The sequence below is a fragment of the Porcincola sp. LCP21S3_C12 genome, from assembly GCF_052118625.1.
Lineage (GTDB): Bacteria > Bacillota > Clostridia > Lachnospirales > Lachnospiraceae > Porcincola.
The window spans coordinates 12,359-25,048 of sequence record NZ_JBQKGW010000005.1 but is presented as its reverse complement, the minus strand read 5'-3'; the positions used below and the strand labels follow the sequence as shown (position 1 = coordinate 25,048).

General features: G+C 49.3%; 9 protein-coding genes. 5 read left to right on the top strand and 4 right to left on the bottom strand.

Going from position 1 to position 12,690, the window contains the following annotated elements:
- Positions 1 to 2 precede the first annotated feature (2 nt).
- Genes ACTQ1N_RS03990 through ACTQ1N_RS03980 form a run of 3 tightly spaced genes read left to right on the top strand, consistent with a single transcriptional unit; the run spans position 3 to position 3,891 of the window.
- A complete protein-coding gene (locus tag ACTQ1N_RS03990; RefSeq protein WP_441954852.1) occupies positions 3 to 1,244 on the top strand; it encodes a restriction endonuclease subunit S in 1,242 nt (413 codons plus the stop codon).
- Positions 1,245 to 1,258: 14 nt separating this feature from the next.
- The gene (locus tag ACTQ1N_RS03985) at positions 1,259 to 2,878 is read left to right on the top strand and encodes a type I restriction-modification system subunit M (RefSeq protein WP_441954850.1); all 1,620 of its coding nucleotides are present in this window, start codon (positions 1,259 to 1,261) and stop codon (positions 2,876 to 2,878) included.
- 29 nt (positions 2,879 to 2,907) lie between these two features.
- Positions 2,908 to 3,891 (top strand): hypothetical protein, encoded by a 984-nt coding sequence (locus tag ACTQ1N_RS03980; protein ID WP_441954848.1) that lies wholly within the window; start codon positions 2,908 to 2,910, stop codon positions 3,889 to 3,891.
- 47 nt (positions 3,892 to 3,938) lie between these two features.
- Here ACTQ1N_RS03980 and ACTQ1N_RS03975 read toward each other — a convergent pair whose 3' ends face one another.
- The 4 genes from ACTQ1N_RS03975 to ACTQ1N_RS03960 all read right to left on the bottom strand — a co-directional run bounded on the left by ACTQ1N_RS03975 (position 3,939) and on the right by ACTQ1N_RS03960 (position 9,175).
- Positions 3,939 to 6,863, bottom strand: coding sequence for a DNA polymerase (locus ACTQ1N_RS03975; protein WP_441954846.1), 2,925 nt, complete (start codon positions 6,861 to 6,863; stop codon positions 3,939 to 3,941).
- A 122-nt stretch (positions 6,864 to 6,985) separates the two neighbouring features.
- The gene (locus ACTQ1N_RS03970; protein WP_441954842.1) at positions 6,986 to 7,549 is read right to left on the bottom strand and encodes a DUF2815 family protein; all 564 of its coding nucleotides are present in this window, start codon (positions 7,547 to 7,549) and stop codon (positions 6,986 to 6,988) included.
- A complete protein-coding gene (locus ACTQ1N_RS03965) occupies positions 7,546 to 8,733 on the bottom strand; it encodes a DUF2800 domain-containing protein (RefSeq protein WP_441954840.1) in 1,188 nt (395 codons plus the stop codon). The genes ACTQ1N_RS03970 and ACTQ1N_RS03965 overlap by 4 nt, the downstream gene beginning before the upstream one ends.
- Entirely contained in the window at positions 8,726 to 9,175 is a 450-nt protein-coding gene (locus ACTQ1N_RS03960; RefSeq protein ID WP_441954838.1) for a hypothetical protein, read from the bottom strand. The genes ACTQ1N_RS03965 and ACTQ1N_RS03960 overlap by 8 nt, the downstream gene beginning before the upstream one ends.
- Positions 9,176 to 9,762: 587 nt before the next feature.
- Between ACTQ1N_RS03960 and ACTQ1N_RS03955 the strand changes: the two genes are divergently transcribed.
- Both ACTQ1N_RS03955 and ACTQ1N_RS03950 read left to right on the top strand, forming a co-directional pair.
- Complete coding sequence (locus ACTQ1N_RS03955; RefSeq protein ID WP_441954836.1) at positions 9,763 to 10,092, top strand: hypothetical protein; 330 nt, start codon at positions 9,763 to 9,765, stop codon at positions 10,090 to 10,092.
- The gene (locus ACTQ1N_RS03950; RefSeq protein WP_441954834.1) at positions 10,085 to 12,346 is read left to right on the top strand and encodes a phage/plasmid primase, P4 family; all 2,262 of its coding nucleotides are present in this window, start codon (positions 10,085 to 10,087) and stop codon (positions 12,344 to 12,346) included. The genes ACTQ1N_RS03955 and ACTQ1N_RS03950 overlap by 8 nt, the downstream gene beginning before the upstream one ends.
- Positions 12,347 to 12,690: the final 344 nt, after the last annotated feature.

The window sequence follows — 12,690 nt, the reverse complement described above, 5'->3', positions numbered from 1 at the left end:
AGATGGGAAAAAAGGTACCAAAGATTAGATTTCCGGAATTTACTGATGAATGGGAACAGCGTAAGGTTTCAGAAATAACCAAATTTCATAAACAGGGATTCTATACAACTGAAGATTATAACGAGAACAAAAAATACTATTTGCTTCGTGGAACAGATTTAACTGAAAACAAGCTTATCCTTAAAGATACGCCCAAGATAGATGCTACAGAAAAAGACTACCAAGCATTTAAAACAGAGGTAGGTGATTTTCTGATTGTTCGTAGTGGAACTGTTGGGACTTATGGCATTGTATATGAGGATATTCCTGCTATTTTTGGCTCTTACTTAATTGATTTTCGTTTCGATATGGAACAAGTTACAAATGAGTTTTTTGGTTATTTTTATCAGTCAGAATCTTTTAAGACTCAGTTGCGACAGATTGTACAGCAGTCTGCTAATACAAATATAAATGCAGAGAACATTAAATCTACCTCAATCATGTTGCCAAGTATCGATGAGCAAAAGAGAATTGGAGAGTATTTAGGACAAATCGACAACCTTATCACCCTTCATCAGCATAAGTGCGACGATCTAAAAGAACTCAAAAAGGGATTACTTCAAAAGATGTTCCCTAGCAACGGTAAGAATGTTCCGGAGATACGCTTTCCCGGATTTTCTGCTCCTTGGGAACAGCGTAAGTTGGGAGAGCTTGCTGAAATTAAGGATAGTGCACGAATTCCAAATGCTGAGTGGAGTGAATCTGGAGTTCCATATATTAGGGCAAGTGACATTACAAATGAAGATGCCAGTGGAGTCCTTTTTATTAGCCATGAAAGATATGAGTTTTACAAGAATAAAACGGGAGCACCTGCTAAAGGAGATGTTCTTTTTAATGGTGGTGGTGAGATAGGTAAAACAATGCTTAATTCTTCTGATAGCCCTATTTATGTGCAGGGTGGGGCAGTTTTGTATGCCAGAACTTCAGCATCGGATAGCTTAGATGGACAATATCTTAAAACCTATTTTGAAACACTGAATGCTCAACACTATTTTGAAACTGCATCTGCTGGTGGTACGATGAAACACTTTACATTAAAACCATCCCAAGAGATGCCTATAAAAATTCCTAAGATGGAAGAACAAAAGAGAATCGGTGAATGTTTTTCAGAACTCGACAGCCTTATCACTCTTCATCAGCGTAAGTGTGATGATCTGAAAGAATTGAAACAGGGCTTGTTACAAAACATGTTTGTAAATGATTGATAGGAGAACCATTTATGACTACAGAAGAAATTGAAAACAACCTTTGGAGCATGGCAAATAACCTGCGAGGAACGATGGTTGCTGGAGAATATAAGAATTATATTCTGGCATTTATGTTCTATCGCTTTCTGTCATTCAAAGAGGAGGACTACCTTATCAGCCAGAAACTTGTAAGCGTAAAGGAAAATGAGGCTTTTCCTGTTGCCTTCGATAGAGCTGTGAGAGAAGAGGGAAGAGGAAACTTTGATACAGGCTGGGCTGATTTTGAAGATGATCTTGTCAGTGGACTTGGCTATGCAATCAAGCCTGAATATATGTGGGAAAAGATCATACAGGAGACAGACGATTCGGTTATTACTCCTGAGACCTATCAGTCAATGTTTGATAACTTCAATTCGGCGGCAGCTAAGAATAATAACGCTTCTGCAGATTTTCAGGGTATATTCAATGATGTGAATCTTGGGAGTGCCAGTCTTGGTACGACTACAGCCGAAAGAGCCAAGTCTGTAAGCAGTATAGTGAAGTTGGTGGATAGCACGGATTATATTGGCGAGAACGGCAGAGATGTTCTTGGGGAAATATACGAGTATCTTATAAAACAGTTTGCCGCCAGCGCTGGTAGGAAAGGCGGAGAATTCTATACACCTCACGAAGTCTCACTTCTGATAGCAAGGATCGTCACCTACGGGAAGAAGGTGGAAAGTGATTCCTTCAGCGTGTTTGACCCCACATGCGGATCCGGTTCACTGCTTTTGACGGTAGGTGCATGCCTTGAAGGTTCAGATAAAATAGGCGCAGTTAAGTATTATGGTCAGGAGCTGAATACCGGGACGTACAACATTGCTCGAATGAATCTGATAATGCACAACGTGGCATATCAGGACATGCATCTGAGCAATGCAAATACATTAGGGCGTGACTGGCCAGACGGACCAGATGAATATGGAATCGACCATCCCAGAATGTTTGATGCGGTGGTTGAGAACCCACCCTACTCACAGAAATGGACCGCAGATGAAACCTATTTGAAGGACCCGAGGTATAAAGAGTATGGAGTGCTTGCGCCAAAATCTAAGGCCGACCTTGCCTTCTTATTGGATGGACTATATCACCTCGATAAACAAAAAGGTGTCATGGGAATAGTTCTTCCCCATGGCGTACTCTTCCGAGGCGCAGCAGAAGCAACGATCCGCAAGGCCCTCGTTGAGAAAAACTATATTGATACCATCATTGGCCTTCCTGCGAACCTGTTTTATGGTGCTTCTATTCCGACAATTGTAATGATCCTGAAAAAGGACCAGAAGGCAGATCGTAACATTCTTTTCATCGATGCCAGTAAGGACTTTGGGAAGGAGAAGAGTAAGAACGTCCTTCGCCAAGAGGATATTGATAAGATTTTCAATGCATATATTGATCGAAAAGATATCGAAAAATATGCGCATCTGGCCACAATGGAGGAAATTGCGAAGAATGACTACAATCTGAACATTCCCCGGTATGTTGACTCCACTGAAGAAGAGCCGGAGATTGATCTGGACGAGGTGCTGCAGAAGATTCAGAAGGATGATGAAGAGATCGATATGCTTCAGAAGGAAATAGACGATCAGCTGAAGATTCTCGGAGTTATCAAGTAAACATAGCATAGGTCAGAAGGATAGTTATAATGGACCTGTTAAACGGAAAACAGCCAGTCAAAATTGAGGATACAACCTTCACTGACATCGGCTGGAAGGAAAGCGATATTGAGGAAGTTCTCAGAAAGAATGCCGATATGATATGCAGTGACGAGGAGTCGTTACTGATTGTTGGGCAGCAGGTTAGGGACGCGAAAAATGGCAGGAGTGACCTTACTGCCATCGACAATGAGGGCAATATTGTCCTTATTGAGATCAAGCGGGATAAGAAGGATATAGAAGCCCGGAAGGAAGCTCTGGAATTTCAGGCGATTCGCTATGCTGCCTCCTGTGCAACGATCAAATCTACCGATGAACTGATCAAGAATGTATTTGCTCCGTATGTTGAGAAGCATAAATCTGAATTCAACGAACACAGCGAGCTGACATCAACCGAGATTGCACAGCGGGAACTCAGTAACTTTCTTGATAGGAATGGCGTGACATCGTTTAACGAGTCGCAGAGAATCATTCTTGTGGCCAGCGACTATGACGATCAGACTCTTTCTGCCGTTGCGTGGTTGAACAGCAATCAGGTGGATATCAGCTGCTACCGGCTATGGCCAACAAAAATCGGAGACCAGATTTTTATTCACACAGACAAGATACTTCCAGTTACCGAGTATGACGACTTTTATGTGAATGTAGCCGACCAGCCTGCTATGACCAAAGGGGCCAAGAAGGATATATCCAGAAGATCTCTTCCGAAAATTGATAAGATGCTTGAGTGGGGAATCGTCAAAGAGGGTGACGTCATCATCGCAAGGGGAACAGATCAGAAGGCCATTCTCCAGAAGGATGGTCAAGTCATGTTTGCCGACAATACCAAAGAATCTATACAGCAATGGCTGAAGCAAGTGTACAGATGGTCATCTGTCGAAAACTATGCCTTTTCAGTAGACGCCAAGACAGGTAAAACGCTGTCTCAGCTTCGGAAAGAATATCTTGAAAAAGAAGCAACAAGTGAATCATAAACAGAAATGGCTCCGGCAGAGGATCAAAACCTCCACCGGAGCTGTTTTCAGTCTTTCTGGTAAAATGAGCACTCGTAGCCGTCCGCCCGAAGCAGCAGTCCCGGCATCCAATCTGGTGTCTGTCCCATGATATCGCAGATTTCCTGCATACTGGCATCCTCCGGCACCTCGATGATGAGTTCGTCGTGAACGTGTCCGACGATGAAGCGGTCGCGCAGGTTCTTCATGGCATAGCAGAGGATATCCCGAGCTACACCTTGCACGATGTTCTCGACGAACTTCGGACCGTAGCTTTCGATCCGATCCCAGTGCTGCTGGTCGACACCCATGTAGGTGACGCAGTCATTGCCAAACTGGTTCTGGCCGATCCGGGGCTGGACGTAGGAGAGACGACGACCGGAGGGCAGCTTAATGAACAACATGCCGGACTGATACCAGATGTATACCAGCCCGACCTGAGACGGCAGGTGAATCTTCACAGCCTTCATCACTGCCGCGTCAATATCCCACCAGTATTTCACAATATGGGGATTTGCCTCACGCCATGCAGCGACGATCGGCTGCAGTTCTTCTTCCTTGAGTCCCATGTCCAGAGCGCCCATAGCTTTCAGAGCACCTACACTGCCGCCATAGCCGCAGTTGTGGACAAGCCTCCCCGATACGGTAAAACGATGATGTCGTCCGGCATTTCGTATGTCATAAACTCGAGCCGTGCGAGGATGTTTCTCCAGTTCTTCCGACGCTCGAAAACGGCTGTCTCCGCGTCCTGAATGATCTCGCCCCGGGTCTTTCCGGAGGACAGTTTCCGGATCACCACCGGATAGGAGTAAGGCCAGTAGATCTGCTCGAATCTGGTCAGCACAGTTGTCCGTTTGTTCAGGTTGTTTTCCTGATGGGTTACGAAGTGCAGGTTCCCTTTCTCGTAATTTCCATTCGTGTCGATCCGGTCGATCTCCAGCTCCCGATCCGGAAGTCCGAAGGTATCGATAAGATACAGACCTGCTTCCAAGATAGAAGAGAAGCTGAACTGGATCCCACGTCCGCCATAATTCTGGTATTCCGGATCCATCGGATTCGTGCACCGCTGCTTGGCGGCTGTTAGCCTCCGATCCAGCCAAAGCGGGATCTGCCGGGGCTGCGAGCAGTGCTGACAGCCCTTCGATCGTCCAGAAGTCAGATTGTTCAGATCCTGCCATTGGATCGATCCACATCCGGTACACTGCGTAAGAACATAGCAGTGATTCCAGTTTTTCGACCAGCGCTTCTCGGGAGAGATGATCTTCACCCAGCCGTACTGGTGTCCGACCATTTCCGGTTTTGACGAGACGTGCGCCGCTGGCGGCAGCGTCTCCAAATCGTACTGGCTCCGATTTCCCATAGACCCATACGAGGTGGTCTCTTGTTGCTGTAAGTCCGTCATACGTGATCACCTCCTTGATTCCGCGACAGACAACCCCGTCGTGATGAACGAACTGCTCGCCATCCCAGACAAGGTCATTTTTCGATACCTTCTCAATCGGAATGAGACCGTGATTGGTGAGGACTGGCTGACCTTCTGCAATACAGGCCAGCGTTGCGATCTTGCCTTTCTGCCGGAGCTCGCCATTGATGCCATGCTTTACGACAGGTTTGTGGAACATTGCTGATGCGGTCGCGCAGTACAGGTCCTCACCCTTTGCGAATGATTCCATCGTGTGCGTTTCACCGGCAAGGTAGGCAAGGACCCGGGCCTCGATGGAAGAGTAGTCGGAAACGACAAACTTCATTCCCGGCTTTGGAATGAAGGCAGTGCGGATCAGTTCCGAGAGGACCTGCGGCACATTGTCATACAGCATTTCCAGAGCTGTATAGTTATCGTGACGTACAAGGTTTCTTGCCTGCTCCAGATCCTGCATATGGTTCTGGGGCAGGTTCTGTAATTGCACGATGCGCCCGGCAAAGCGGCCAGAGCGGTTGGCACCGTAGAACTGGAACATTCCCCGGCAGCGATGATCGCTGCACATGGCGGTCTGCATCGCCTGGTATTTCTTCACGGAGCTCTTTGCCAGCATCAGCCGGAGCTCCAGAACGTGACGGACATTGTCCGGAAGATCACCCTTCAAAAGGGCTGCCACTTCCTTCTTGCCAAGAGACTCGATCACCACACCCTGACGAGCGAGCCAATCCTTCACTTGTGCGACAGAGTTCGGATTCTCAAGACCGGTCAGCTGCTGCAGCTGCTGTATCAGCTCTTCCTTCGTCTTTGCGTCAATTCTGATCGCGTTCTCTACGACGTCCATGTCGCAGAGAATGCCACGGTCATTGATCATCTGGTCGATGTGGTATTCATCCCATACAGAATCCGGTACCGGGTATTTTTTCAGGCGCTGCTGGATCTGCATTTCCACCTCAACATCGCGCTGGTTGTACTTCTTGAAGAGCTCCCATTTGTCAGGGGCGTCTGCCGGTAGATTTCTTGTCCGACCGCCGTTTGCCTTGGTGGGCTTGCAGGGAGAACAGAAGTACCGGACGAGGTCCTTACCTTCCTTCAGCTTCTGTTGTTCTAACCCCAGCACGCTTCCGATTGCATCGAGCGACATCGGAAGTCCGTTATATGCTCCCCATACACGGGAGCACTTCCACCCGGTCGGATCCAGGTATCCTTTCACGGAATCACCCGGTGAACCATAGCCTTTGAAGAAACCGGGGTGATGACGCCGGAGCCAGACGGATAAACAGACGCGTTCAAAACTTGCGTTATAGGCCCATTTCTCCACAGTATTATCCGTGAGCGCTTCGAGGATCTCGTCTGGTGGTTCATCGCCAAGCACGATGACATAGACCCTGACCGGCCCGTCATTCACCGAGACACCGAAGAGAAGAAGTCCGAATGTAGGATCCTCCGCATAGCGATATACACCACATTTCTTCAGATCCTTCGCACCAAAAGTTTCAAGATCGATTGACAGCTTCCTTATCTTTTCTTTGTCCACGTGTTTTACCTCCTTTACCTATCAGTGGACACTTGCGGCCTGTTTTTGTGATGCCAAGAAAAAAAAAAGATCCCCGGAAAATAAGTTCCGGGGACCCAAAGGAGAATGTATGGAGCAGCAGATTAGTTCAGGAAATCAACCTTGTTATCGTCATCGAGTCCGGCGAATTCCGTCTCTGCATTGACATGGCCACCCAGCGGATCACCGTCGCGGAGCTTCTGCAGCGCATTGAGAGAACAGGCGATGCCACGGTTACCATTACGGTTGTAGGCATAAAAATTGATGCTTGCGCGACCGTAGATGCCAGAGTACAGCTCTGAGGTGTCAAGGATGATGTTGTTGTTCGCGTCAACGACTCCCGGCTTACGAGTGCTGTTTGCGTTGAGGAAATAGCTGTTTGCATATGCCGGATCATCCGGACGATCCATATCGCCATCACGAAGCGGAGTCTTGATGTTCTCCAGCGGGGGAACGGACTTACCATTTCCCTTGAGTTTTGCCTCGCCTTCCTCGTATGCGGCCTTGATTGCTGCCTTGATCTTCTGGATCGTGATGGTATCCGACTTCGAAATGATGAGGGATGCGGAATACTTCGGTGTAGATCCGTTGATACTTTTCGGCTCGTTCACATTAAGATAGCTGAAACGAGTGTTCTTGCCTGTAATTACCTTGAGCGGGTTATTCATAATATTGTCTCCTTGGACGTCTTGTCCATCATGGTTGTGCTTCCGGCGTTCTTTGCGCCATCGGCGGTTTCTATAAAATCATTGGTGCCAGTCTGGAATTCCGGACGCTTATCCGAGTCCGGCACCAGAACCGGTTTGCCTTGCGGCTTGTAAACATAGCTTCCGAGAAGCTCGTTGAACCTTTTTCGACCGAGCTCTGAGGTCATCGCTGTGATGCCTTTGAGCTTCTGGTTATACGGGTCATACCCGGCAGCTTCGACGATGGCAGCGACCTTGTGCTCGTCACTGTACTTCCGTGTGCTCCTGCCTTCCACGACCTTGTATCCTCTGTAGTGCTTGCCGTTGAGGGCCTGATCGAGTGCGTAATCTTTCACGTCTCCTGCCCACGAAACGAGCTGGTCGACTTTCTGGAGTATCTCTTCGATATCTTCATCGGAGAGCAGATCCGGATTGTCAAACTCGTATTTGGCAAGTTCCATGTTGTAGTTTGCACGTTCACGGCAGGTGGCCTTGACCTTGCAGAATTGACAGTGGGGTCCTGCTGTGAATTTGCCCTCGCCGACTCTTGCGAGCTTGGCAGCAGGGACGAGAACCTTGTCGGCCCAGGTCAGAAGATCGGAGAGCTTCATCTCATAGGTTTCGACATGCTCGCGTCTTGGCTGATAGATTGACAGCTTCACCACGTCAATGTCATAGAGGGTCCCGTAGGCGTAATAGGCACCGAGGGCGTAACACATAAGCTGCGTATTCTTTTCAGCGCTGACCATCACGCCGACGCCATACTTGAAATCGATGATGTGAATCAGTCCGTCTGCAACAATGACGCAGTCACCGGTTCCGAACCCCTCCGGGACCCAACGGGAGAAGTCCAGCCGCTGCTCGACAGCAACGAACGGATCGGCACAGAGCTTTTGGGCTTCTTCGACCTGTTCCATCACAAAATCACGGTAGCCCTCGGCAGCTGACTGCATCTCGGCATTGTAGAATGTCAGATCCTCTGTAGGATCGCGGGCCCTCCTGCCTAATGCTTTCAAAACGAGATACTGGCAGAGCGAGTGGGCGTCGGTGCCCTCCATGCTGTAGGGACTCGACTTGTCCGGGATACCGGCACAGAGCCGCGCTGAGGGAGGACATGCAATCCACCGGGCACTGGATGAAGCGGAGAGATATGCGTGTTTAGCCATTGGCATCCGCTCCCTTCAATGCCCTTGCCTCCGCGACTGCCGCAGCATATTCGTTCTTGGGAATATCGCTCAGTTTTGCAGCACCGTGGTTGTGAACGATCTCCCGCACCTGATCGGTGTAGCCATCATCGGAGAGCTCTGCAAAAAGGGCTCTGACTTCTTCGAAGGTGTAGTTCTTCGGTTCAGCCGGTGCTGCTTCCTCATTGACAGGAGGCGTCTCGTCTGCTGTCTGCGCGACTTCTTCCTTTGAAGTCGGCTCATCGGGAGGGGTATTGACGGCTTCTTCCGTCACATCTTTATCAGAAGATTCCGCTTCCAAAATTGTCTGATCTGATTCCTCCGCAGAAGGCTTTCCTTCTAATGCTTCTGCGAGATCGATGCATTCTCTGCCGATCCTGCGGAGCCCCTCAATCAGAAGGGGATTCTCTTTTCTTTTTGCCATTGCCCTGATCCTTTCTTGACCTATTGGTAAGTACCTGTAATACCCGGAACGCTCCGGGCCTGTCCCTTGCTCTACCTTTCATGTGTTTCTCCTTTACTCGGTTGCTTTCACCTATCAGCGGACATTTGAGAGGCGATTTTGTGACGCCAGACGATAAATATTTTTTCTGGCGTTTATCGGTTACTGCCTCTCACCTGTTCACCTATCAGCGGACATTTGGGAGGCGATTTTGTGATGCCAAATGAAATTTTTTTCTGACGCCCCTCCATTACCTGGCTGTTTCCTGCTCCTTTCACATATCAGCGGACATTTGAGCGGCAATTTTGCAATCTCCGGAGATATTTTTTTCTGGCACTTTCAACTGTCAGCGGACAGATTCTGCCCATTTGTGATCGGTCACACAGCAAAACACCGGAGTTGTATTCCTGTTTTTATTAGGAAGAAACTCCGGTGTTCTGTGGTTGCTCAGAAACTTTTTGAAATTTTTTTCACTCCTCATCACAAAAACAGCCTCCAAATGTCCGCTGATTATCAGATGAGCAAGAGCGCTTGTCGGAAACCAGCAACAGCCACGAAGGAGGCTTTATATGTTTAGTGTTAGCGAAGATTTTATTGACGCAGGGAAGGACCTGATGTCCGTTTACGGACGCGAGGTCTACGGTGAACGTTCCATTTTCAAGGTCAGCGCAGGAACGACCGGAACGCTGGATGGGGATGAGAAAGACACCAAGACCTACATCCACATCTGCAATCCGAAGGGAGAGGGCTTCAGGGTGTCGGAGCATAAGGATAAGGACGGAATCGGCTGCGGTGTGACGATGGTCGCAACCGGAGACGATGACCTGAGAAACCTCGTGAAGGCTCTCAAGTTTGCCGTCAAGACTCTGGAAGAGGAGGGACTTCAGATTGATGACTGAGATGCACATTTTTACAGCCGACTGCATCGGCGATGAGAAGAACTGCAGGTATCCGAATGCGGTTACGGTCAGCTCGGAGGACACCCTCCGGGCGGCTGTTTCCAAAGATCATGTCTGCGCACAGTACAAGAACAGCTATCGCGGCAGCAGCAACTTTATCGAAGCTGACTGCATCCCGATGGACTGTGACAACGATCACTCCGATGACCCGGCTGACTGGATTACTCCGGAGAAGCTGGCGAACGAGTTCTCGGATGTCGATTTTGGTATCACCGAGAGTCGTCACAACAACATGCCAAAGGACGGCAAGAGTGCAAGACCCAGGCTCCATATCTACTTCCGGACGAACAAGTACACCGACCCGGATGTCTACACCGCTCTGAAGCATACCGTGCAGGAGAAATATCCTTTTTTTGACGACAACGCCCTCGATGCAGGCCGTTTCATTTACGGATCGGTATCGAAGAACGTGGTCTGGCACGAAGGCGGGAAGACGATCGAGGAATTCCTTGAAGAGTCTGACTCGATCGATGGCCAGACACAGGAGATCCCGCAGGGAAAACGGAATGCGACGATGAGCCGGTTTGCCGGAAGAGTAGTGAAGCGCTACGGATGCGGTGAGGAGGCGCACAGGATCTTTATGGAAGAGGCGGAGAAATGTAATCCGCCTCTTTCGGATGACGAGCTCTCGAAGATCTGGCACTCGGCAAAGAAGTGGGAGAAGAAGGTATCCTCTCAGCCCGGGTATATCCCGCCCGATAAGTTCAATCAGGCGATACCGAAAGGGCCTGCAGGAAGCCTTGAACCGCCGGACTACTCCGATATTGGGCAGGCAAAGGTGCTGGCCGATGAATATGGCGATGTACTCCGTTTCTGCGAGCAGACAGGATTCCTTTGCTACAACGGCATCAACTGGGATATCTCCGCACCGGCAGCGGTCGGCGCGACGGAGGAGTTCCTCGATCTGCAGCTTGCGGATGCTGATCTCATGATACTGAAGACAAAACAGGCATTGCTTGATGCGGGTGTGACGGAAGAACTCATCAATGATCGGAAGAAGGCAGAAAAGGACCTGAATGGGGATCTGCTAAAGTTCCTGCAGGAGTATATGCATGCGCTTAGCTACCGCGCTTTCGTCATGCAGCGCCGGAACATGCGCTATGTGTCTTCTGCAATGACTGCTGCGCAGCCGATGGTCCACATCAAATTTGAAGATTTGGACGCGGATCCGTTTCTTCTGAATACCCCGGGTGCCACCTATGATCTTCGGAAGGGAATGGCAGGACGGCAGGAGCACAGGGCGGAGGATTACCTCACGAAAGTGGCGCTGTGTGATCCCGGTGATAAGGGAAAGGATCTCTGGGACGATATGCTGCAGAAGACCTTCCTCGGCGATCAGGAGCTCATCGACTACGTTCAGATGGTGATGGGGCTTGCCGCTGTCGGGCACATCTTCAATGAGGCTCTCTACATTGCAATTGGTGGAGGAAGAAACGGCAAGTCGACGTTTTTCAACTCGATCGCGCATGTGTTGGGAAATTACTCCGGTTCCATATCGGCAGACACCCTGACAGTCGGGGTCCGGCGCAATACGAAGTGGGAAATCACAGAGCTGAAGGGTAAGCGCCTTGCGATCGCGGCAGAGCTCGAAGAAGGGCAGAGATTGTCCACCTCTATCCTGAAGCAGATCACATCGACCGATCCGATTCAGGGCGAGAAGAAGTTCAAGGACCCGGGCGAGTTCATCCCGTCACACACAGTCGTTCTGTATACCAACCACCTGCCTCGTGTGGGTGCAACCGATGACGGCACATGGAGAAGACTCGTGGTCATTCCTTTTCATGCGACATTCTCCGGCAAGAGCGACATCAAGAACTACGGCGACTATCTTGTCGACCATGCTGGCCCTGCAATCCTTGCATGGGTGATTGAGGGAGCAAAGAAAGTCATTGATGCCGGATGCCATCTGAAGCGTCCGAGCGTTGTTCAGAATGCCATCGATGAGTACCGGGCAGAGAACGACTGGATGACGAACTTCATGGAGGACTGCTGCGAGTTGGGTGATGGCCTCACTGAAAAGTCCGGCGATCTGTATGACAGCTATCGTACGTACTGCGACAGGATTGGCGAGTTCATCCGTAACAAGGCAGAGTTCTATGCGGAACTGAAGAACCGTGGCATCACAAGCAAGCGTACCAACAAGGGTGTTCTGGTTCGCGGCATCCGGGTGAAAACGGATTTCATGGACGACTGATTATCGCCAAAGTGTGTAGATCGGTGTAGATCAGTGTAGATTGGCAAAACGCGCAGAGGTTCATCAAAGCCCGGAAATTTAAGGCTTTTTGACAATTCGTGTAGGTCGTGCAGATACCTGGCCCAATTACGCGATATATGAAAAATTAGTTATTCATATATGAGAGGGGGTAATAGGGTATCTGCACGACCTACACTCCTATACATCGTGACGGGACAGGAGGCGCTGTTCCATCACAAAAACATGTAGTTCGGTGTAGGGCAGTGTAGATCGATGTTTCGCGCAAAGGTCCGTCAAAGTCCGTAAATATAAGGTTTTTTGACAATTCGTGTAGGTCGTGCAGA